The organism is Bradyrhizobium brasilense (assembly GCF_029714345.1).
In the GTDB taxonomy this organism is placed as follows: domain Bacteria; phylum Pseudomonadota; class Alphaproteobacteria; order Rhizobiales; family Xanthobacteraceae; genus Bradyrhizobium; species Bradyrhizobium australafricanum.
In genome coordinates this window covers 8740215-8761874 of the sequence record NZ_CP121669.1, presented here as the reverse complement: position 1 = coordinate 8761874, position 21660 = coordinate 8740215, and the positions used below count along the sequence as shown (strand labels likewise).

Genomic DNA, 21660 nt, shown 5'->3' with positions numbered 1-21660 from the left:
AAATTCCCATGTGGCGGTGTTATCGATTTGAGAGCTAACAACTCTCCGCCGGCCTGAAAAGTGCCCGGCCCGGGCCGGCCGTCGTGGCGCTGCGGCAAAAGTACGGCGGGATTTGCAGGGCAGCCTTCCAAAAACCGAGTTTCGCTCCTATCTTTATGATAGAACAACGGAACTTTGATTTGCTCGCGGGCTTCTGCCAACCGTTGCTCTCTGCTAGGCTTATGCGAAGCACCCCATCCGCAGCCAAACGATTAATCTGGTTTCGGGAACGCCCGGGACCTCGGAGGATGAATGACGACCGCCGTCCAGACCAAAGCTCAGGAACCCGTCGGCTTGCCCGACATGAAGGTGTCGGTCCGGCAGGTCTTCGGGATCGATAGCGACCTGGAAGTTCCCGCCTATTCCGAAGTCGATCCGCATGTGCCGGAAGTCGACAGCGACTACCGCTTCGACCGCGCCACCACGCTCGCGATCCTCGCGGGCTTTGCCAAGAACCGCCGCGTGATGGTCACCGGCTATCACGGCACCGGCAAGTCCACCCACATCGAGCAGGTTGCGGCCCGCCTCAACTGGCCCTGCGTGCGCGTCAACCTCGACAGCCACATCAGCCGTATCGACCTCGTCGGCAAGGACGCGATCGTGGTCAAGGAAGGCAAGCAGGTCACCGAATTCCGCGACGGCATCCTGCCCTGGGCGCTGCAGCACAATATCGCGCTGGTGTTCGACGAATACGACGCCGGCCGCCCGGACGTGATGTTCGTGATTCAGCGCGTGCTGGAAGTCTCCGGCCGCCTGACGCTGCTCGACCAGAACAAGGTGATCAAGCCGCATCCGGCGTTCCGCCTGTTCTCGACCGCCAACACGGTCGGCCTCGGCGACACCTCGGGCCTCTATCACGGCACCCAGCAGATCAACCAGGGCCAGATGGACCGCTGGTCGATCGTCACCACGCTGAACTACCTCGCCCATGACGAGGAAGTGGAGATCGTGCTGGCGAAGGCGAAGCACTACCGCACGCAGGAAGGCCGCGACATCGTCAACAAGATGGTGCGGCTTGCGGATCTGACCCGCAACGCGTTCGCCAATGGCGACCTGTCGACGGTGATGAGTCCGCGTACGGTGATCACCTGGGCCGAAAACGCCGACATCTTCAGCGACATCGGCTTCGCGTTCCGCGTCACCTTCCTCAACAAGTGTGACGAGCTGGAACGGCCGCTGGTCGCCGAGTTCTACCAGCGCTGCTTCAACGTCGAGCTGCCGGAATCCTCGGTCAACGTGGCGCTCAGCTAGTCCATGCCGAAAATCTCCGTCGAGCGCACAGTCACACAGACGAAGAGGGCGGTGCTCGGCGGATTGCTCCACTACAACAACGAGAAGATGGGGAAGCAGAAGTACAAGCGCTTCGCCATCTCGCTGCGGCAAGGCGATGAGATTGTCGGCGGCATCGTCGGCGAGGTCTGGACCGCGGTGTTGTTCATCCAGTTGTTCTGGATGGAGCAGAAGTTTCGCAACAAGGGCTTTGGCGCGAAGCTGATCAAGGCGATCGAGGACGAGGCGCGGCGCTTCGGAGCGACGCGATCCTATCTGGATACGATGAGCTTCCAGGCGCCGGGCTTCTACCGCGCCAACGGATATAAAGAGTTCGGTTCGATTGAGGGGTATCCCGGCGGCGTAACGCGCCATTGGTTTACGAAATCGCTATGACAACCTCCAACATCAAATTCCGTCCCGGATCCAAGGAAGCGCCGACCGAGCCGTTCAAGCGCTCGGTATCGGCGTGCCTGAAGGCGATCGCCAAGAAGCCGGAGCTCGAAGTCTCCTTCGCCGCCGAGCGCCCTGGGCTCGCGCCTGGCAAGGCGCGGCTGCCGGAGCCGGCGCGCAAGATGACCAAGCGCGATGCGGCGATCGTGCGCGGCCACGCCGATTCGATCGCGCTCAAGATCGCCTGTCACGATCCCAAGGTGCATCGCAAGCTGATGCCGGGTAATCCGCAGGCGCGCGGCGTGTTCGAGGCGGTCGAGCAGGCGCGCGTCGAGGCGATCGGTTCGCGGCGGATGGCGGGCGTTGCGAAGAACCTCACCGCGATGCTCGACGATCATTTTCACCGCGGCAAGTATGACGAGATCACCGATCGCGCCGACGCGCCGCTGTCGGATGCGCTGGCGATGCTGGTGCGCGAACGTCTCACCGGCATGGCGCCGCCCGCGGCCGCCAAGAAGATGGTCGATCTCTGGCGCCCGACCCTGGAGGACAAGATCGGCTCGCGGCTCGACAAGCTCAGCCGTTTCACCGAGGACCAGGCGAGGTTCGGCGACCTCGTCCATGATCTGCTGTCGGCGCTCGATCTCGGCGACGACCGCAACATGGATTCCGACGATGACGACGACCAGGACGAGAACCAGGACGGCGAGAGCGATCAGTCCGGCGCCGAGGGCTCGCCCGACTCCGACGCCGCGCAGGAGATGAGCGCCGACCAGGCGCAGACGTCAGCGGAAGAGATGAGCGAAAGCGCGATGGAGAGCGCGCAGGCCTCCACGTCGGACACGTTCGACGACGGCGAGCTCGGCGACGACGAGACGCCGGGCGAGGCGACGCGGCCGAATGCGCGCGGACAGAACGAGCCGCGCGGTCCGGAATATCACGCCTTCGCGCCGAAGTTCGACGAGGTGATCGCCGCCGAAGACCTTTGCGATCACGACGAGCTGGAGCGGCTGCGCTCCTATCTCGACAAGCAGCTCGCGCATCTGCAGGGCATCGTGGCGCGGCTCGCCAACCGCTTGCAGCGCCGGCTGATGGCGCAGCAGAACCGCGCCTGGGATTTCGATCTCGAGGAGGGCATCCTCGATCCGGCGCGGCTGTCGCGCGTCGTCACCGATCCCTATCATCCGCTGTCCTTCATGCATGAGAAGGAGGCGACCTTCCGCGACACCGTGGTGACGCTGCTGCTGGATAACTCCGGCTCGATGCGCGGCCGCCCGATCACGGTCGCCGCCACCTGCGCCGACATTCTGGCGCGCACGCTGGAGCGGTGCGGCGTCAAGGTCGAGATCCTCGGCTTCACCACGCGCGCCTGGAAGGGCGGGCAGTCGCGCGAGGCGTGGCTCGCGGCCGGCAAGCCGGCCAATCCGGGTCGCCTCAACGATCTCAGGCACATCATCTACAAGTCGGCGGACGCACCCTGGCGTCGCGCGCGGAAAAATCTCGGGCTGATGATGCGCGAAGGCCTGCTCAAGGAGAACATCGACGGCGAGGCGCTCGACTGGGCGCACAAGCGCCTGCTCGCGCGCCCCGAGCAGCGCCGCATCCTGATGATGATCTCCGACGGCGCGCCGGTCGACGACTCCACGCTGTCGGTCAATCCCGGCAACTATCTCGAGCGGCATCTGCGTCACATCATCGACGAGATCGAGACCCGCTCGCCGGTCGAGCTGATCGCGATCGGCATCGGTCACGACGTGACGCGCTACTATCGCCGTGCCGTGACCATCGTGGACGCCGAAGAGCTCGGCGGCGCCATCACCGAAAAGCTCGCCGAGCTGTTCAGCGAGACCCACGGCTCGGCGCCCGCGCCGGGCATCCGGCGCCGCCTCCACTCGTGAGACATGCGCTCACCCCCTAGCCGCCGCCGTTTCCTCCAGGGTATGGCGGCGGGGCTGTCGGCCGCCGCATTGCCGCGTCTTGCGCAGGCCCAGAGCGCGACCCAGCCGCCGGCAACGCCGAGGCCGGCTGCGAGGCCGAGCCCCTATCGGGTCAACGAACCGGTTTCGATCGACGTCAACGCGCGGCCGCTGCCGTCGTTCGATATCCGCGACCGCGCGCGCACGCGGTTCGGCGCGCTGGAATATCGCAGCGGCCTGATCCTGACCTCGTCGTTCTCCGGCTTCGGCGGCCTCTCCGCGCTACGGCTCGATCCCAACGGCGAACGCTTCATCGCGGTCAGCGACCAGGGTAGCTGGTTCACCGGCCGTATCGTCTATCGTGGCCGGGAGATGGTCGGGCTCGAGGATGTCGAAGCGGCACCGCTGCTCGGCGCCGACGGCAGGCCGATCACCGCGACCCGCGGCTGGTATGATTCGGAATCGCTCGCGCTCGACGGCTCGTTCGCCTATGTCGGGCTCGAGCGGGTCAACCAGGTGCTGCGCTTCGATTTCGCCAAGGGCTTTACCCGCTCGCGCGGCGAGGTGATTGCGCTGCCGCCGGCGGCACGCAAGCTTCCGAACAACAAGGGGCTGGAGGGCCTCGTCTTCGTGCCCAAGGCCATGGGCCAGTCGCTCGCCGGTACGCTGATCGCATTCTCGGAACGCGGGCTCGATGCGAGCGGCAATTTGGTCGCCTTCCTGGTCGGCGGCAAGACGCCGGGCCAGTTCAGCGTCCGCCGCACTGAGAATTTCGACATCAGCGACGCGGTCCTGCTGCCATCGGGCGGTCTGTTGATTCTGGAGAGGAAATTCTCCTGGTTCGGCGGCGTCGGCATCCGCATCCGTCGTCTCGCGCTGTACGAGATCGCGCCCGGCGCCGTGGTCGACGGCCCCGCGATCTTCAATGCCGATCTCGGCAACGAGATCGACAATATGGAAGGCATCGACGCCCATGTCACGGAGGAGGGCGAGACCGTGCTGACCATGGTCTCCGACGACAATTTCTCCCTGATCCAGCGCAATCTGCTGCTGCAGTTCACGCTGGTGGACTGAGGGCGCCGGCCCGGAGGGACCCCGTCAGGACATTGCTGATCTGCGCCCCGGCCTGCGCGGCCTTCCGGGCGGTTGGTGATCGGCCGTGCTGCCTCTATCTTAACCGGGCCCTTTCCCCGATCCCGGATATCCGCCGCATGAGCACCCTGTTTTCCCCGATCGAACTGCGCGACCTGAAGCTCTCCAATCGCATCATGGTCTCGCCGATGTGCCAGTATTCGGCCATCGACGGCTCCGCCAACGACTGGCACTTCACCCACATCAACATGCTGGCGCTGTCCGGCGCGGCGATGTTCTGCATCGAGGCCACCCATGTCGAGGATATCGGGCGGATCACGCCGGGCTGCCTCGGCCTTTACAACGACGCCAACGAGGCGGCGCTGAAGCCGATCCTGGCCTCGGTGCGCAAGCATTCGAAAGCGGCGGTCGCCATGCAGCTCGCCCATGCCGGCCGCAAGGCGTCGAGCCAGCGCCCCTGGGAGGGCGGGCAGTTGATCCCGATTGCCGAAGGCGGCTGGCAGACGGTCGGACCATCTGACGTCCCGCACAAGGAAGGCGAGGCCGCGCCGGTGGCGCTCGACGACGCCGGCCTGACGCGCATCCGCGAGGCCTTTGTCGCGTCGGCAAAGCGCGCCGACCGGCTCGGCATCGATGCGCTCGAGCTGCACGGCGCGCACGGCTATCTGCTGCACCAGTTCCTGTCGCCGATCGCCAACAAGCGGACCGACCGCTATGGCGGCTCGCTGGAAAACCGCATGCGCTTTCCGCTGGAAGTGTTCGACGCCGTGCGCGCCGTATTCCCGGATCACAAGCCGATCGGCATGCGGGTGTCGGCGACCGATTGGGTCGAGGGCGCCTGGGACCTTGCGCAGACCATCGAGTTTGCCAGGGAGCTGAAGAAGCGCGGCGTCGACTGGATGGATGTCTCGTCCGGCGGCGTCTCGCCGTTGCAGAAGATCTCGCTCGGGCCGGGCTATCAGGTGCCGGCGGCGCTGGCGGTCAAGGAGGCGACCGGCGTTACCACGATGGCGGTCGGCCTGATCACGGAAGCGAAGCAGGCGGAGGAGATCGTCTCGTCCGGCAAGGCCGATATGGTCGCGCTCGCCCGCGGCATGCTCTACGACCCGCGCTGGGGCTGGCACGCTGCCGCCGAGCTCGGCGGCGAGGTGAGCGCGCCGCCGCAATACTGGCGCTCGCAGCCCTCGACGCAGAAGGCGCTGTTCGGCAAGACCACGTTCGGGACGCGCTAGTGCCTTGCACCGGCCTGTAGCCCGGATGTAGCCAACGGGTCGCGCGAACGCGCGCCCGATGACAGGCTCCGCGAAATCCGGGAAGCGATGCGCGAAATGCGGTCAGACTGTTCCCGGATTGCGCTTCGCTTCATCCGGGCTACGGCTCTCGCTAATTCCAGCGGGCCCGAACCAGCGCGTCAGCGCGGCGTCGAGGCCCGCCAAGTCTGCGCCGTCCGCCGCCCATGCAATGCAGGCATCCGGACGGATCAGCAGCGAAGGGCCAGCGTGTCCTGACAGATCACGTCTTGGCACGCATCGCACGAAGATGTCCCAGCGCGCCGCGATCGCTGACGCAGCTCCATCAGTCGCATCGACCAGCACGGCCCTGCCGTCCTCCATCTGATCGAACAGGGTTGTCTCCGCGCCGCCGTCGCCGAGAGCAAAATTCCCGGAGAGCCGACCGACCGATGGATGGTCGCTGCCGAGATCGTAAAGGATCCTGACGCCGCTGATCATTTCGCCGAAGTAGCGGGTGCCCTCGTCGAGGCTCATCAGGTCCGCGACGATCTCGCGCAAGGCGTCCGTCATGACATCGGGCCGCATCAAGGCGACCTGGGCGCGGGTGTTGGCGAGCACCCTTGCCGCGATCGGATGCCGCTCCTCGGTGTAGGTGTCGAGCAGCCTTTCGGGCATGCGATCGCACACGACCGCCGCAAGTTTCCAGCCGAGATTGACCGCATCGAGCAGGCCGAGATTGAGGCCCTGTCCGCCGAACGGCGAGTGGACGTGCGCCGCATCGCCCGCCAAGAGGACGCGGCCCCTGCGATAGCTGTCGACCTGCCGCGCATTGTCGGTGAAGCGCGTCGCGGTCTTGACGGCGGTGACGCGAACGTCGACGCCGCTGATCCGGCGCAGCGTGGTCTCGACCTCCTCGCGCGTCACCGGCGCGCTGCGATCGGCCGGCGGTCCATCGAACTCGGCCAGGAACACCCGGCCGGGAATCGGTCCATAGGCCATCATGCCGATCGGCGTTCGCCGCCAGCCGACCGGCAGAAGCCGATCCGGATGATCGAGATCGACGATGGCCTGGTGTCCCGTGAGGGTCGGTTCGGTGCCGGGGAATGCGAAGCCCGCGCGCTTGCGCACGGCGCTGCGTCCGCCGTCGCAGCCGACCAGATAGGCCGCGTGCAGCGTGGCATCGCCGGACGCGTCCTTAGTTTGCGCCACGACGCCGTCGCCGCTATCCTCGAAATCGATCAACTCGCAGCCGCGCCTGATCTCGATGCCGAGCGCGTGGGCGCGCTCGGCAAGCATGCTTTCCAGGGCTTGCTGGTTCACCCCGCGCAACCGCCGGTCCGGCTCGCGCTGACGCGTCTGGTCGATCAGGAAAATGCCCGAGAAGTGACCGCCGAATTTCTTGAACGGCAGGTCGCTCGCATCGCCCGCGCCCTTCATGAGCCTGGACATGCTGTCCGCCATGCTGCGTTCGACCGCATTCATCGCGTCGCCGAGGCCGCGGCGCTCCAGAGCCTCGCCTGCCAGCGCGCCGATCGCGCCGGCCTTGATGGTCTGGTCGGGCTCGGTCAGCCGCTCGATCACGATCACGTCGGCGCCGCCCAGGGTCAGTTCGATCGCCAGCAGCAGGCCGGTCGGCCCGGCACCGATCACAACCACATCGGTTCGTTCACGCGTCACGCCGTCACCATAAAATTATACTCAGTATAATATTTACTATGGTACAAATTCCCCCATGTCAAATCAGGGCGGATTGCGGGAGCGGAAGAAGGAGGCGACGCGCCAGGCGATCTCGGATGTCGCCACCGAGCTGTTCCTGGAACGCGGCTTCGACAATGTTTCGGTGGCCGAAGTCGCCGAGGCCGCCGAGGTCTCCCGGATGACGGTGTTCAATTACTTTCCACGCAAGGAAGACCTGTTCTTCGACCGTGAGGAGGAAAGCCAGCAGATGCTGCGGGCCGCCTTTGCCGGGCGGCCGGCCGGCGAGGCGCCGATCGCGACCCTCCGCAAGCTGGTGCACGGCCTGGCGGATCGCGTGCATCCGTTCGCGAAATTCACCGACGCAACGGCGAAATTCTGGCGCACCGTCGCCGAAAGCCCGGCGCTCTCGGCGCGGGCGCGCGAGATGCGTGACGAACTGGTCGATGATCTCGCAAGGGTATTGGCGGCAGCCATCAAGCGCCCGATTGCCGATGCCGACGCCCGGCTCGCCGCGTCGATGGTGGTCACGGCGCTGACGGTCGCCTATGCGGAAGGGCTTCGCGAGCACAAGGCCCGCAGGTCGGCTGCGTCGTCACGCGAGACCTTCCTGCGGATCATGGAGCGAAGCTTTTCCGGTATCGCGATCATGCTGAAGGATACGCCCTACGCATGAATCCAGGCCGAGCCGGATGCGACAAGGCCATTGTTCTGCCGTAGCCGGGGCAGCTACTCTCGAAGCGCGTGCGGAAGACACGCATCGAACAAAGAGAGGAAACCCATGGAACTCGGATACTTCGCGATGCCGTCGCATCCGCCGGAGTGCGGATTGAAGGAGGGCCACGACTGGGACCTGCAGGTGCTGCGCTGGCTCGACGAGCTCGGCTATCAGGAAGCCTGGATCGGCGAGCACCACACCGCGCCCTGGGAGCCGCATCCGTCGCCTGATCTGTTGATCGCGCAGGCGCTGCTGCAGACCAGGAATATCCGCATCGGGCCCGGCGGCTTCCTGCTGCCGTATCATCACCCGGCCGAGCTCGCCAACCGCGTCGCGATGCTCGATCACCTCTCGAACGGGCGGCTCAACTTCGGCGTCGCGGCCTCCGGCCTGCCGAGCGACTGGGCCATGTTCAATGTCGACGGCATGTCAGGACAGAACCGCGACATGACCCGCGAGGCGCTCGAGATCATCCTGAAGATGTGGACCGAGCCGGCTCCCTGGACCCACAAGGGCAAGTTCTGGACCGTGACCAAGCCGGACACGATGTTCGATTTCCTCAAGCCGCACATCAAGCCTCAGCAAGCGCCGCATCCGCCGATCGGCGTCGCGGGGCTCTCCAAGAATTCGGACACGCTGAAGCTCGCCGGCGAGCGGGGCTTCATTCCGATGAGCCTCAACCTCAACCCCGCCTATGTCGGCAGCCACTGGGACTCGGTGGAGGCGGGCGCGGCCAAGACCGGCCGCACGCCGAGCCGCAAGGATTGGCGAATGGTGCGCGAGGTATTCGTCGCCGACACCGATCAAGAAGCATGGAAGCTGTCGACCGGCGACATGATGGGCCGGATGATGGGCGAGTACTTCCTGCCGCTGCTCGGCCACTTCGGTTTCAAGGATTACCTGAAGGCCTCGCCCGACGTGCCGGACAGCGACGTCACGGTCGAATATTGCGCGCGCAACAACTGGATCGTCGGCTCGCCCGCGACGGTCACCGAGAAGATCGAGCAGATCTACCAGGAGGTCGGCGGCTTCGGCGTGCTCCTGGTGTTCGGCTTCGACTACAAGCACAAGCCGGAAGCCTGGCACAATTCGCTGCGGCTCCTGAAGCAGGAGGTGCTGCCGCGGCTGAAGCATCTCGACGCCTCGGTCGGCCGCGCGGCGTAGGTTTGGCGGTGAGGATAACAAGGGGCAGCGGCAACGCTGCCCCGTGTTCATGACGGATCGCCGGCGTCAGGTGGTGCCGAGCCAGAACCGCGTTTCGGTTTCCGCCCAGCCCTTGCCGATGCGGTTGCTCAGCCAGGTGTCGCTGCGCTTCAGACCCTTGTCCTTCTGGCCTTCCGGCGTGTTGCGCCAGGCCTGCCAGCGATACTGGCCGTAGATGCTGACGATGCGCGCGGCATAGGTCAGCGCCAGCTGCGAATCGCCCCTGATGATGACGAGGTTGTCGTCGTTCTTGGTGCTGGCGCGGTCGGAGAAATTGTGCGAGCCGGTCATGACCACCGGGTTCTTGCCGGCCGGATCCAGCACGATCACCTTGCTGTGCACGGCGATCATGAATTTGCCGGTGTTCTTGATCTCGTGCTCCCACCAGTCCGCGGTCTTGTCGATGCCGGCGGGCCGGATCACGTCGGCGATCTGCTTGCCCTTGAAGACCTGTTGCTGTCCGTCGCCGGCCAGGAGCTGCAGCTGATCCTTCGGGCTGTCCTTGCCCTGCGCCGGGAAATTGTTGAGCACCCCGCGCACATAAAGCTTCTTGTCCTGCGCCTTCTCCAGAATCGGGCCGAGCAGGCCCTTGTTGCCGGGATTGAGCATCAGGCACACCGCGCCATGCTCGGTGTCCTCGATCATCCTGGTGGCTTCCTTGAGGTCGCCGCTCCTGGTGGTGGGCGTGAACCAGACGCTGAGCCTCGACTTGCCGATGGTGAAGGGCCATTCGTGATCGCCGGCCACGGCCAGCGCCTTCGGCGACTTGCTGCCGTCGGCGTAGATCGCTTTCCAATGGTCATGATAGGCCGCCGCGACCTTGTCGTCGGTGATCTCGAGCCCGTTGTTGTTCTGGGTGCACAGTCCGGTCCGGGTCCAGTTGGTGCTGCCGGTCCAGACCACCTGCGGCTTCTGCGCACCGTCGCAGAACACCGCGAATTTGTTGTGAGCGTAACGGCTCGGCGCGATCTTGCGGCGAACGATGTCGACGCCGGCCTTCTTCAGCACGCCGGCGTTCTTTTCGGTGTCCTTGGCGGTGGCGTCGGACTTGCCTGTGCTGTTGCCGAGCACGACGTGCGCCTTGCCCTTCATCGCGGTCAGCGCGGCGATCAGCTCAGGGTCGTTGAGCTCGTAGAGCGCGAGATAGACGCCGCGCTTGCTCTTCTTTGCATCGGCCAACAGCGCCAGCAGGCGGGCGCCGAGCTGGCCCTTGAGGAAGTCGCGGATCTTGTTGCCCTTGGTCGAGATCGCCTTCTCCAGGGTTTGCGCCGGCTTCTTGTCCTTGCCGATCGCGCGCGACAGCCATTGCGCCGAGATCGTGCCGCGGTTGAACCACGGCTTGAGCGGGCCCGACGGCATGGCGGAGACGTATTCGGTCCATGTCGCTGGCGCACTGTAGGCGGGCTTCACCTTGGCGGCGCCGTCCTTGAGAACCGGAACGACGCCGTAGCGGACCGGCGCGTCGGTCGGCGCCAGGAAATCGGTCCAGTTCGTCTTCTGCACCGGCCATTCGGTGCTCGGCCGATGTTCGCCCGGCTTGTGATTCTGCGCCTCGTCCTCGAACCCGACCCAGGTGTCGACCACGGTTGCACTTTTGCCCTGCTGCTGACGATACAGCGCAAAGCCGAGGCAGTCCGGGATCATTGCCGCGACCTCCCAGACCACGAAGATGCCGTCGGTGGTCGGGAACGCCTGAATTGTGGAAATCATGGTGATGCTCCAAATCCCTGATGAGAAATAGCCGGTCGACATGAACCTGGCGCGTCAACGTCGCCCGGCGATCCCTGAAGTCGCGTCGGATCGTTCCGGGCGTTGGGGCAGCTGATCTAGCAAGGAGAGTATGCCAGACAATCTACAACCTGGTCTGTCGGCAGGATCACAGATCGGTCACGTCGTGCGCACCCGTTGGGCCGCGATGCCGTGGGCCCGATCGCGGCTCCCTACAGCAGCCGCACCGTGACCTTCGCCTTGCCCTTATGGTCGCCGTAGAACCATCCGCAGACCCAGGGCAGGCTGATGACGGCCTGGTTGACGTAGAGGAAGATCTCGCCGCTGCGATCAGCGGTGAACCTCGCTCTGTAGACCTGCGGGTCGGTGTTCGACACCGGCAGGGGGTCGAGGAAATACTCGTCGACCCCGGTCTCTCCGACCCGTGCGATCAGCCTGAACCATGGCCGGAACAGGATCCGCCGCAGGAAGATCGCGAAGTAACCGCGCAACTGCTTTGTGCCTGCGATGGTCGAGGTCCGGTATCCGATCGGCGTCACCGCGCGTCCGGCGTCCTCCCAGGGCTCCGACATCGCGATCGCGATCTCGTATTTGAACCCGGTGCGGACCTTGAGGCCGGTCGGCGCGCAGATCGCGCCGGTGTCGAAGTCGGCGGCATCCTGCGGGATGCCCTTGTCGACGGCGACAAGCTTGTCCGTTGCAGTGCCCTTGCAGAATGCCCCGGTCGAATCGGCGAGATTGAACAGGAAGTGGCTGACCAGCGTCGCGCTGAACCAGACCAGCAGGGCCGTGAGCAGGAAAGGGACGACATGCCGCTTTCCGACATTGAGGATCCACTGATAGACCGCGCTGGTACGGAATCGATAGATCGCATCGTGCATGAACCCGGAGAGTGGCGTCGGCTTCGCGCGGTCACGCCAGATGATCCGCATCCTGTCGCTGATCGTCGCGCTGAGCGAACTGCCTGCACCCATCAGCACGATGACAGCGAGGATGCCGCCCGCGAACCATTCCGGGTTGCCGGCGTACCAATCGGTCCACCAATGAAAGGAATCGGGCAGGAACGATTGAACGAAGCGCACCAGCTCCGAAATCATCCTGACAGGTGAGCTGAATTCGTGCTCCTTGTGCTGGTTGTGGAACAGCCAGAACGCGGCCAGATGCAGCGACGCCGCCAGCGTGGCGAAGTAGGCGATCCGCCGCATCCAGACGTAGTTCCACAGCTTCTCCTGCGCGGCATAGCGCGCCGGTGCGCCCGCGGGCGTCTCAAACGTATTGGCGCCGAGCGGGGTGACCTGGCCGCTGCGCGAGACGACCACGTAGTTCGGCGGAAGTCCGATCGGGGCATAGGCATTGGCGCCGCTGTCGATCCGCTCGAACACGCTCTCGTGGATCTTCGGCATCGGCACGCTGACGCCGGCATAGGGATCGTTGCAGAGGTCGGCGACCTTGCGCGGACCGTAACGGTAGTACGCGCCGAGGCCCGCCCGCGAATCGTAGAGGCGGCCATCCTTGTCCTCGGAGGACTTGATTGACTTGATCGCGTCAGGGTCGGCGATCGGCGCGCTCTTGAATGCGAGGCCGCGCTTGACGGCTTCGTCGACCAGCCAGGCCAGCGGCACGAACGCGACGGCGTCGTCCGGATAGCCGCCGCCGACATTGGCATGCATTCCGACGAACCAGACCTGGACGAGGCGCTCGCCATCGATGCTGGCCGGCACCGCCGGTGCGGGCTGCCCCGGCTCTTGCTCGGTCCAGAGCACTGGATGAAAGGTCGTGCGCTCGTCGTCGAGCGCCAGCGCGTGTCGCGCGCACTTGACCTTCGGGCTGAGAATCCGGTTCGGCAGTTCGAGCGGCCACACCCAGTTGGAGATGCCGCGCGTCATCTCGTCGATCGGCAGGCCATAGGCCGCGACGGTGTCCCAGATGCCGATGAACTCGATCGCTGGCACCGGCTTCCGCGCGATCCTTGCATACGGCTTGTTGCCTCGAAGGCGATCCCACAGCGGCACAAGAACATAGTCGCGCAACGCGCGGAACAGCACCTCGATGCGCCAGATCGAGTGGTAGCCCTCGGCCCGGTATGCGCGATAGGCCTTCACCGCGCCGTCGTGCAACTCGGATTCGGTGTCCGCGACGATCAGGCCCTGATCGAGGATGAGCGCGGCAAGCGTGCGGACGGTGAATGCGCCGCGGCTGAATCCGAACAGGTAGATCTTCGAATCGTTTGCGTGGTCGTAGTTGCGGCAGATGAACTTGTAGGCGTCGAGGATGTTGCGCTTGAGACCGTAGCCGAAGGCGCCGCCGAGGATGGCCAGCGGAATGAATTTCGACGTGCCGACGCCGTCATCATACTTGGCGGCCTGCGTATTACCCTGCAGATCCAGCGACTGGAAGATCCGCCAGACATTGGTGCGCCAGACGCTGGAAGCGGCATTGCCGGTGCCGTCGGACAGAATAATGATCTTCGGACTCGGCATTGAAAGATGCTCGCTGAAACGAATGAAGCGGATGGCGTAGCGTAGCAGGGACCGGATCGATTGCTACCTTTGATCGTTCTTTAAACATTCCATGCCGCGATAGGTGTGAACTGGCGCACAAAGCGTCACGTGGTCGCGGCCATGTGAGAGGTGACCGCTTTCGCGCTGCTGCGAAAAGGCCTAGCCTGATAGCGGCGCAATTCATTGATGAGGCACAGCCATGCGCAGCCACGTCAGAAAATTTGCCCACGTCCTTGAGCGCTTTGGCCTTGCTTTGGCGGGAGCCGCAAGCGGTCTGTTCGTCGCCATCCATGTCGGCTCGAGCGTCTCGGCGCTGACCTCGCAGGCGTTCCTGCTCGTCATGATGCTGGGCGGCGCGATCGGCTTCTATCTCGGCATCGATACGCCGCCCAAGCTGTTCCATCCGAAGGATTCGGCGTCGATGCGCAAGATCGACGCGGCGGAGCTGCTCGGCGCGATCGGGACTTTCCTCGCGACGATGGTTGCGTTCTTCTCGGTTGGCGTCGTCGTGCTGCGCAGCGAGCCGGACATCGGCTGGACCGCGGCCATCATGGTGGGCTGGGTGCTCGGCGTTGCCATGCAGATCGTCGGCGGCACGATCGCGCGCGCGCGTGCTTGAAGCGTCGGAGTGGCGTTGGACGAGGCTGGTTTCCTGGCTCGGGATCGGTCGTGTTGCAGGGGGGATGGTCTGAACGCAAGTCCTGTGTCGGCCGTCACCCGCTACGCCGGGACACCGCAAAGGCCTACGCCAAGCCGGATCAGCTGCTACTCCGCCTCCCTCATCGGTTCGCGACCTTGGCGGGGTCCTTGACCGCCTTGAACGTCTCCTGCTCGACGCTGTAGAGCTCGCCGCCGACCTTCTCGACCCTGCGAATGTAGATGTCGTGGACGACTTCGCGCGTCTTCGGGTCGATCGACATCGGGCCGCGCGGGCTTTCCCAGGCCATGCCCTTCATGGCTTCGACCAGCGCATCGCCATTGGTCTTGCCGCCGGTCACCTTCAGCGCCTCGTAGATCAGATGCATGCCGTCATAGGCGCTGACGCTGATGAAGTTCGGTCGAACATTCGCGTTGGCCTTGCGAAACGCCGCGACATAGTCGCGGTTCAGGTCGGATGGATGCGCGGCGGAGTAGAACCCCGCCGTGATCATGCCGATCATCGCATCGCTCATACCCGGCAGGTCCTCGTCGTCGGCGATGTCGCCGGGGCCGATCAGCTGGATCCCGCTCTTGTCGAGCCCGCGCTCGACAAACTGCTTGGCCAGGATGCCGGCCTGGCTTGTCGGGACAAAAATGAACAGGGTGTCGGGATTGCCATCTCGCGCGCGCTGCAGGAACGGCGCGAAATCGGGGTTCACCAGCGGCACTTTCAGCGCTTCGACGATCGTTCCACCTGCCGCGATGAAGCTCGCCGAAAATACGCCGGCGGCTTCGCGCCCAGGTGCCCAGTCGGACGCGATGATGGTGGCCCGTTTCGATCCGTTCCTCGCCGCCCAATCCGCCAGCACGCTGGCCTGCTGGGCGTGCGTCCAGCTGGTGCGCACGAAGTAAGGTGACCGTTCGGTCACGATCGAGGTGCCCGATACCATGACAACGGTCGCCGTCTTGCTTTCATTGGCCAGCGGCGCGAGCGCCAGCACGCTCGGCGTCAGTCCGCCGCCGAGGATCGCGACCTCGTCGTTGACGATCAGCTCCTGCGCAATGCGCTTGGCATTGTCGGGCAGGCTGGCATCGTCCCGGACGATCAATTCGATCTTGCGGCCGGCGACCATGTCGCCGTGCTGCGCCATGTAGAGCCGCGCCCCGCCGACCGCCTGCTTGCCGACCGGCCCCAGGACGCCGGTCAATGGCATCACCAGCCCGACCCTTACGACGTCCTGCGCCTGGGTGGGTCCCGGTCGCACCGCCGCAAGCGCCAGAACGGCCCCGACCAACATGGCAAACCGGGTGCTCGACATGGCCAACCTCCCGCGAGCCCGGAGATGATGCCGGGCCGGTTCGCGACTATCGGCTTCGCGCCGGGGAAGTCCTGATGAAGAAGTGACAGAACGGCGAATTTACTGCTAAATTTTCCCGATTGGTGCCGTCTGTGGGCATGGAGTGACCTCTATGGACCCGGCGACTGATTCCGTTTTGATATTTGATTCCTTTGAGCTTGATCTCGCCCGCGGCGTAGCCCGCGTGGATGGCGTCGATCTCGATCTCAGGCCGAAATCATTCGCGGTGCTCGGCTATCTCGCCGGCAATGCCGGGCGGCTGGCATCCAAGCAGGATCTGCACGAGGCGGTCTGGGGTAACGTCGCGGTTTCGGACGACTCGCTCGTCCAGTGCATCCGCGAGCTGCGCCTGAAGCTGCGCGATGATGACCACCGCATCATCAAGACGGTGTCTCGCCGCGGCTATCGCCTCGACGCCAGGCCGGTGCCGCCGCCGCACGATCATGGATCGCAGAACGTCTCGCGCCGAACGTCCGCTCCCCGCGGCATCGCGGCACGCTTGGCCGCGCTTCCCCGATGGTTGCTGATCGCCGGCCTGTCGGTGATCGCCTTCGCATCATTCGCATCCGTGCCGCCGCTCGCCAACGGGATGTGGCATCCTCTGGCCGAATTGGCGCACTGGCTTGTGCCGCAGGATCACGGCATCGTGCCGGAGCAGGATGTCGAGCGGATCACCGCGCTGGCCGCCGAGAAGCAGCTGCCGCTTCCCGCCTATCGCGTTCGCGCGCCGGCAAGCGACGTGCCGGACAATGTCCGCCGCTTTCTCGGCGTGTGGGTGAGCGACCAGGGATGGATCAATTCGCATCGCCAATTCATGATGATCGTCACCAATGTCGATCGGGACGGTGTCGCGACCGGCTATCTCGTGAACGGGCCGGCGATGCCGCACAGCCGCGTACCCGGGCCCGGCTTTTCCGGTGGCTTCACCGGATATGTCCTCGACGACGTCTTGCGCTATGACGGCAATACCGGACTGCATTCCGCCTCCATCACCGCGGATGGACGGATCGAGTTCAAGCTCGTCTTCCGCGAGGGAGGTACGGGTGTCGTGTTCCTCGAACCGCTCTGGACCCTTGCCCATCCAGGCCGCATTGCACGCAGTCAAACCTGATCGAGGCGCACCCGATGTGATTACGTGCGCCGCGAAACACCGAGCCCCGCCAGATGCGTGTCGACGAACTGCGCGAGCCGCTCGCGCAGCATCTCGGGCGGGACCGCGACCATGCGCTCCTCGAGGCCGAGCGAGATGATGCCGTGGACCGCGGAGAACATCATCCGCGACAGCAGCGCGACGTCGCCGGGATCGCGATCGGGCAGCAGCCGGAGCAGCGGCGCATGCATCAGCGCAAACGCATCCATCACCATCGTGAGGATATCTTCCGGAAACGGCCGGTCGTCCTCCATCCGGTGCTCGAACAGCGAGCGCAGCAGATTGGCGTGCTCGGTGGCGAAGCCGAGATAGGCGTCGGCAAGTCCATGCAGCTGGTGCAGGGGATCGTCGGCCGGGACCGCCTTGAGCCGCGTGGTCAGCGCGTGAACGGTCTCCCGGTTCACCGTCAGGATCAACCCGTCGAAGTCGCCGAACTCATTATAGACACTGCCGATGGAGCAGCCGGCGGCCTCGGCGACATCACGAACCTTGAGTGATCTCAATCCCTTAGTGGCGATTGACCGGCGCGCGATCTTGATCAGCAAGGCTCGCCGCTGAAGTTTTTTTCGGTCTCGTCGCGATTCTTCTTGAACAATGTTCATTTTCATACTACTAATTTGAGCGTTGCTCAAGTTGGCATAGGAGGCCACTCAGATGCAGACCCTAGCACTTCAATTGACCACCACCCTTGTCGATGACGCGATCGAGCTCGTGAAGGGCTTCGGCCGCGCCGTCCTCACTCTGGCGACCGCGCCGATCGAGCGGATCGCCCGCGCCTGCGACGTCGCAAGCGTCCTGGAGCAGCGGCGCGCGGATCGGCGCGCGCCGCGCCAGGCGGCTGCGAGCGGACGCCGCTGCAAGCCGCGCAACTGCCGATGGTCGCCGTTCGGCGGCTTGAGTGAACTGACCTGAAGTGCGCGGCCCGCAATTGTCGGCGAAACCTCAACAAAGCGCTCACCATGTCCTCTGCGAGCCGGTCCGGCGTCGATCAACCCCAGGTCTGGATAAGGTCTCGTACATCTCTGGCGGGCAATGTCGCGACGTCCCGGTGCGCCCGATTTTGCGCGCCTTCGAACCGATACGTTGCGGAAAAGACTAAAGGCTGCGGCATCCCCGTCATTTTCTCCACGCTCACCATTCTCCGCCAACCGAATTCGCAGACCTGCCAGCGCCGTGCGCGCTAACCCAAGGAACCGGTCATGATCAAGGAATTGATGACGTCCCGCCGCTTCGCGCCGCTGTTCTGGTCGCAGTTCTGCTCGGCGTTGAACGACAACGTGCTGAAGAACGCGCTCGTCATCATGCTGCTGTATGGCGTCGCCAACGAGCAGGGGCCGGCGCTGGTTCAGCTCGCGGGGGCGGTGTTCATCGCTCCGTTCTTCGTGCTGTCGGCGCTCGGCGGCGAGCTTGCCGACCGCTACATCAAGTCCGTCGTCGCCCGCCGGCTGAAGTTCTTCGAGATCTTCGCCGCGGCCTTTGCCGCCGCCGGCTTCTTCACCCATTCGATTCCGCTGCTGTTCATCGCGCTGGCGCTGTTCGGCATCGTCGCGGCGCTGTTCGGCCCGGTGAAATATGCCGTTCTGCCCGACCAGCTGTCGGTGTCCGAACTCGCGACCGGCAATGCGCTGGTCGAGGGCGCAACCTTCATGGCGATCCTGATCGGCACCATCGCGGGCGGCATGTTCGTCGCCGGCGCCAGCCACATGGGCTGGATCTGCGCCGCCGTGGTCGGCCTGTCGGTGCTGTCCTGGGGCTTTGCGTCACGGATTCCGGTGACGCAGCCGTCGGCGCCCGATCTGCCGATCACCAAGAATCCCTGGACCTCGACCGTGCGCCTGTTGAAGTCACTCTATGCCGAGCCGCGGCTGTGGGACGGCATGGTGATCGTGTCCTGGTTCTGGATGGTCGGCGCGATCGTGCTGTCGCTGCTGCCCGCGCTGATCAAGGAAGGCGTCGGCGGCACCGAGGGCGTGGTCACGCTGTGCCTCGCCGTGTTCGCGATCGGCATCGCCGCCGGCTCGCTGTTCGCGGCGCAGCTGAGCCATGTCCGCCCGAACCTCGCGCTGGTGCCGATCGGCGCCATCGTGATGGGCGTGGTCGGCCTCGACCTCGCCTGGGCGATCGCCACCACCTCGCTCGGCAAGGATGTCACCGCGGTTGCGTTCGCGACCTCGTTCGGCGGCTTCCGCATGCTGGCCGACTTCTTCCTGTTCGCCTTCGGCGGCGGCCTGTTCGTGGTGCCGTCGTTTGCCGCCGTGCAGGCCTGGACCGCGCCGTCCGAGCGCGCTCGCATCATCGCCGCCGGCAATATCCTGCAGGCCGGCTTCATGGTCGCCGGCGCGGTGTTCGTCGGCGCCCTGCAATATATCGGCCTGCCGATCGCCTGGATTTTCTTCGGCCTCGCCGTCGCGAGCTTCGGCACCGTCTGGTTCGTGCTGAGCAAGTGGGGCAAGGAGGGCGTGCGCGACTTCGGCGCGCTGCTGTTCCGGGCGCTGTTCCGCGTCGAGGTGCGCGGCATGGAGAATCTGCCGCCATCGGGTACGCGGATGCTGATCGCGCCCAACCATGTCAGCCTGGTCGACGGCCCGCTGCTGCACGCCACCTTGCCGATCGATGCGAGCTTCGCGGTCGACACCGGCATCTCCAAGGCGTGGTGGGCCAAGCCGTTCCTGAAGATGATCAAGCACTACACGATGGACCCGTCGAAGCCGCTGGCCGCGCGCGACCTGATCAAGCTGGTCGCCGCCGGCGAGCCGGTGGTGATCTTCCCGGAAGGGCGCATCACGGTCTCGGGTTCGCTGATGAAGGTCTATGACGGCACCGCGATGATCGCCGACAAGGCCGATGCGGTCGTCGTCCCGGTCCGCATCGAGGGCGCGCAGCGTTCGCATCTCAGCTATCTCAAGAATGGCGAGATCAAGCGCTCCTGGTTCCCCAAGGTGACGATCTCGATCCTGCCGCCGGTGAAGCTGCCGGTCGACGAATCGCTGAAGGGCAAGGCGCGCCGCAATGCCGCCGGCGCCGCGCTGCAGGACGTGATGATCAACGCCATGGTTCAGAACGCGATGCTCGACCACACGCTGTTCGAGGGCCTCGGCCACGCCTATCGCGACCGCGACACCGGCAAGCCGATCATCGAGGACGCGCTCGGCACCAAGCTGACCTACCGCAAGCTGATCCTCGGCGCCCAGGTGCTGAGCCGCAAGCTCGAGCAGGGCACCGCGGTCGGCGAGAATGTCGGGGTGCTGCTGCCGAACTCGGCCGGCGTTGCCGTCGTGTTCATGGCGCTGCAGACCATCGGCCGGGTGCCGGCGATGCTCAACTTCTCGGCAGGTCCAGTCAATGTGCTGGCGGCGATGAAGGCGGCGCAGGTGAAGACCGTGCTGACCTCGCAGGCCTTCATCGAGAAGGGCAAGCTCGACAAGCTGATCGCGGCGCTCGCCGGCCAGGCGCGCGTCGTCTATCTCGAGGATGTCAGGGCCGGCATCGGCCTCGCCGACAAGATCGCGGGCTTCCGCGCCGGCATCGCGCCGCGCGTCGCCCGCAAGGCCAACGATCCCGCGGTCATCCTGTTTACCTCGGGCTCGGAAGGCACACCGAAGGGCGTCGTGCTGTCCCATCGCAACATCCTCGCCAACGCGGCGCAGGCGCTGGCACGGGTCGATGCCAATGCCAACGACAAGGTGTTCAACGTGCTGCCGGTGTTCCACTCGTTCGGTTTGACCGGCGGCATGATGATGCCGATCCTCGGCGGCATCCCGATCTTCATGTATCCGTCGCCGCTGCACTACCGGATCGTGCCCGAGCTGATCTACCAGACCGGCGCGACGATCCTGTTCGGCACCGACACCTTCCTCACCGGCTACGCCCGCTCGGCGCATGCCTATGACTTCCGCACGCTACGGCTCGTCATCGCGGGTGCAGAGGCGGTGAAGGAGCGCACGCGGCAGATCTACATGGAGCGCTACGGCATCCGCATCCTCGAGGGCTATGGCGTCACCGAGACCGCGCCGGTGCTGGCGATGAACACGCCGATGGCCAATCGCCAGGGCACCGTCGGCCGCATCTCGCCGCTGATGCAGTACCGTCTCGATCCGGTTCCCGGCATCGAGGACGGCGGCCGGCTGTCGGTGAAGGGCCCGAACGTGATGATCGGTTACCTCCGCGCCGAAAATCCCGGCGTGCTCGAGCCGCTGCCCGATGGCTGGCACGACACCGGCGACATCGTCACGGTCGACGCGCAGGGCTTCATCGCGATCAAGGGCCGTGCCAAGCGCTTTGCCAAGATCGCCGGCGAGATGGTTTCGCTGTCGGCGGTGGAGGCGATCGCGGCTGCGATCTGGCCGCAGGCAATGTCGGTTGCGGTCACGCTGCCCGATCAGCGCAAGGGCGAACGCATCGTGCTGCTCACCACGCAGAAGGACGCCGACCGCGCCGCGATGCAGCGCCAGGCCAAGAGCGTCGGCGCCTCCGACCTCGCGGTGCCGGCCGATATCCGCATCGTCGACAAGGTGCCGCTGCTCGGCACCGGCAAGACCGACTATGTCGGCGCCACTGCGCTGGCCAAGGAAATAGCAGCGGAACTCGCCGCGGCACCTGCGCCGCAGGTCGAGCCGGCCGGCGATGAGGGCGAGGCCGAGCCCGCGCAGCTGGCGCAACACGTTGCATGAGGCTTGGCATGATGGTTGTGCTTTTCGGGAGCATGTTGTCAGATAGACGGCAACTGC

At 65.2% G+C, this 21660-nt stretch carries 16 protein-coding genes; 11 read left to right on the top strand and 5 right to left on the bottom strand.

Features of this window, described 5'->3' with window-relative positions; all coding sequences use genetic code 11:
* Positions 1-291 precede the first annotated feature (291 nt).
* The 5 genes from cobS (at position 292) to QA635_RS40535 (ending at position 5941) form a co-directional block, all read left to right on the top strand.
* A complete protein-coding gene (gene cobS, locus QA635_RS40555) occupies positions 292-1290 on the top strand; it encodes a cobaltochelatase subunit CobS (protein WP_057015539.1) in 999 nt (332 codons plus the stop codon).
* A gap of 3 nt (positions 1291-1293) precedes the next feature.
* Positions 1294-1704, top strand: coding sequence for a GNAT family N-acetyltransferase (locus QA635_RS40550; RefSeq protein WP_283065678.1), 411 nt, complete (start codon positions 1294-1296; stop codon positions 1702-1704).
* The gene (gene cobT / locus QA635_RS40545; protein ID WP_028343273.1) at positions 1701-3599 is read left to right on the top strand and encodes a cobaltochelatase subunit CobT; all 1899 of its coding nucleotides are present in this window, start codon (positions 1701-1703) and stop codon (positions 3597-3599) included. Before QA635_RS40550 ends, cobT begins: the two co-directional genes overlap by 4 nt.
* A 3-nt stretch (positions 3600-3602) precedes the next feature.
* Positions 3603-4691, top strand: coding sequence for an esterase-like activity of phytase family protein (locus QA635_RS40540; protein WP_283065676.1), 1089 nt, complete (start codon positions 3603-3605; stop codon positions 4689-4691).
* A 137-nt stretch (positions 4692-4828) separates the two neighbouring features.
* On the top strand, positions 4829-5941 hold the full coding sequence (locus tag QA635_RS40535) for an NADH:flavin oxidoreductase/NADH oxidase (RefSeq protein ID WP_283065674.1): 1113 nt from the start codon (positions 4829-4831) through the stop codon (positions 5939-5941).
* A gap of 102 nt (positions 5942-6043) precedes the next feature.
* Here the strand turns inward: QA635_RS40535 and QA635_RS40530 are convergent, their stop codons facing one another.
* A complete protein-coding gene (locus QA635_RS40530) occupies positions 6044-7618 on the bottom strand; it encodes an FAD-dependent monooxygenase (RefSeq protein ID WP_283065672.1) in 1575 nt (524 codons plus the stop codon).
* Between the two features lie 55 nt (positions 7619-7673).
* Between QA635_RS40530 and QA635_RS40525 the strand changes: the two genes are divergently transcribed.
* Complete coding sequence (locus QA635_RS40525; RefSeq protein ID WP_283065670.1) at positions 7674-8312, top strand: TetR/AcrR family transcriptional regulator; 639 nt, start codon at positions 7674-7676, stop codon at positions 8310-8312.
* A 105-nt stretch (positions 8313-8417) separates the two neighbouring features.
* Positions 8418-9518 carry an LLM class flavin-dependent oxidoreductase gene (locus QA635_RS40520; protein WP_283065668.1) on the top strand — a complete coding sequence of 367 codons (1101 nt, stop codon included), beginning with the start codon at positions 8418-8420 and terminating at the stop codon, positions 9516-9518.
* A gap of 66 nt (positions 9519-9584) precedes the next feature.
* Here the strand turns inward: QA635_RS40520 and QA635_RS40515 are convergent, their stop codons facing one another.
* Together QA635_RS40515 and QA635_RS40510 are read right to left on the bottom strand one after the other, a co-directional pair.
* A complete protein-coding gene (locus tag QA635_RS40515; RefSeq protein ID WP_283065667.1) occupies positions 9585-11267 on the bottom strand; it encodes a phospholipase D-like domain-containing protein in 1683 nt (560 codons plus the stop codon).
* Positions 11268-11497: 230 nt separating this feature from the next.
* Positions 11498-13765: a DUF2235 domain-containing protein gene (locus QA635_RS40510; RefSeq protein WP_283065665.1), complete on the bottom strand. Its 2268-nt coding sequence runs from the start codon at positions 13763-13765 to the stop codon at positions 11498-11500.
* A gap of 220 nt (positions 13766-13985) precedes the next feature.
* On the opposite strand from QA635_RS40510, the gene QA635_RS40505 reads away from it, so the two are divergent.
* The gene (locus QA635_RS40505; RefSeq protein ID WP_283065663.1) at positions 13986-14405 is read left to right on the top strand and encodes a hypothetical protein; all 420 of its coding nucleotides are present in this window, start codon (positions 13986-13988) and stop codon (positions 14403-14405) included.
* Between the two features lie 160 nt (positions 14406-14565).
* Here QA635_RS40505 and QA635_RS40500 read toward each other — a convergent pair whose 3' ends face one another.
* Positions 14566-15744, bottom strand: coding sequence for an ABC transporter substrate-binding protein (locus QA635_RS40500; RefSeq protein WP_283065661.1), 1179 nt, complete (start codon positions 15742-15744; stop codon positions 14566-14568).
* 151 nt (positions 15745-15895) lie between these two features.
* Here QA635_RS40500 and QA635_RS40495 point away from each other — a divergent pair, with 151 nt between their 5' ends.
* Positions 15896-16894 (top strand): winged helix-turn-helix domain-containing protein, encoded by a 999-nt coding sequence (locus tag QA635_RS40495; protein ID WP_283065659.1) that lies wholly within the window; start codon positions 15896-15898, stop codon positions 16892-16894.
* Between the two features lie 20 nt (positions 16895-16914).
* Here the strand turns inward: QA635_RS40495 and QA635_RS40490 are convergent, their stop codons facing one another.
* Positions 16915-17535 carry a TetR/AcrR family transcriptional regulator gene (locus QA635_RS40490; protein ID WP_283072101.1) on the bottom strand — a complete coding sequence of 207 codons (621 nt, stop codon included), beginning with the start codon at positions 17533-17535 and terminating at the stop codon, positions 16915-16917.
* A 52-nt stretch (positions 17536-17587) separates the two neighbouring features.
* Between QA635_RS40490 and QA635_RS40485 the strand changes: the two genes are divergently transcribed.
* Complete coding sequence (locus QA635_RS40485; RefSeq protein ID WP_283065657.1) at positions 17588-17845, top strand: hypothetical protein; 258 nt, start codon at positions 17588-17590, stop codon at positions 17843-17845.
* Between the two features lie 287 nt (positions 17846-18132).
* Positions 18133-21603: an acyl-[ACP]--phospholipid O-acyltransferase gene (locus QA635_RS40480; RefSeq protein ID WP_283065655.1), complete on the top strand. Its 3471-nt coding sequence runs from the start codon at positions 18133-18135 to the stop codon at positions 21601-21603.
* Positions 21604-21660 lie beyond the last annotated feature (57 nt).

Excerpts from the sequence above, each read along its gene's own strand:
- cobS (WP_057015539.1), top strand. The coding sequence starts at position 292 with ATGACGACCGCCGTCCAGACCAAAGCTCAGGAACCCGTCGGCTTGCCC.
- QA635_RS40550 (WP_283065678.1), top strand. The coding sequence starts at position 1,294 with ATGCCGAAAATCTCCGTCGAGCGCACAGTCACACAGACGAAGAGGGCG.
- cobT (WP_028343273.1), top strand. The coding sequence starts at position 1,701 with ATGACAACCTCCAACATCAAATTCCGTCCCGGATCCAAGGAAGCGCCG.
- QA635_RS40540 (WP_283065676.1), top strand. The coding sequence starts at position 3,603 with ATGCGCTCACCCCCTAGCCGCCGCCGTTTCCTCCAGGGTATGGCGGCG.
- QA635_RS40535 (WP_283065674.1), top strand. The coding sequence starts at position 4,829 with ATGAGCACCCTGTTTTCCCCGATCGAACTGCGCGACCTGAAGCTCTCC.
- QA635_RS40525 (WP_283065670.1), top strand. The coding sequence starts at position 7,674 with ATGTCAAATCAGGGCGGATTGCGGGAGCGGAAGAAGGAGGCGACGCGC.
- QA635_RS40520 (WP_283065668.1), top strand. The coding sequence starts at position 8,418 with ATGGAACTCGGATACTTCGCGATGCCGTCGCATCCGCCGGAGTGCGGA.
- QA635_RS40515 (WP_283065667.1), bottom strand. The coding sequence starts at position 11,267 with ATGATTTCCACAATTCAGGCGTTCCCGACCACCGACGGCATCTTCGTG.
- QA635_RS40510 (WP_283065665.1), bottom strand. The coding sequence starts at position 13,765 with ATGCCGAGTCCGAAGATCATTATTCTGTCCGACGGCACCGGCAATGCC.
- QA635_RS40505 (WP_283065663.1), top strand. The coding sequence starts at position 13,986 with ATGCGCAGCCACGTCAGAAAATTTGCCCACGTCCTTGAGCGCTTTGGC.
- QA635_RS40500 (WP_283065661.1), bottom strand. The coding sequence starts at position 15,744 with ATGTCGAGCACCCGGTTTGCCATGTTGGTCGGGGCCGTTCTGGCGCTT.
- QA635_RS40495 (WP_283065659.1), top strand. The coding sequence starts at position 15,896 with ATGGACCCGGCGACTGATTCCGTTTTGATATTTGATTCCTTTGAGCTT.
- QA635_RS40490 (WP_283072101.1), bottom strand. The coding sequence starts at position 17,535 with ATGAACATTGTTCAAGAAGAATCGCGACGAGACCGAAAAAAACTTCAG.
- QA635_RS40485 (WP_283065657.1), top strand. The coding sequence starts at position 17,588 with ATGCAGACCCTAGCACTTCAATTGACCACCACCCTTGTCGATGACGCG.
- QA635_RS40480 (WP_283065655.1), top strand. The coding sequence starts at position 18,133 with ATGATCAAGGAATTGATGACGTCCCGCCGCTTCGCGCCGCTGTTCTGG.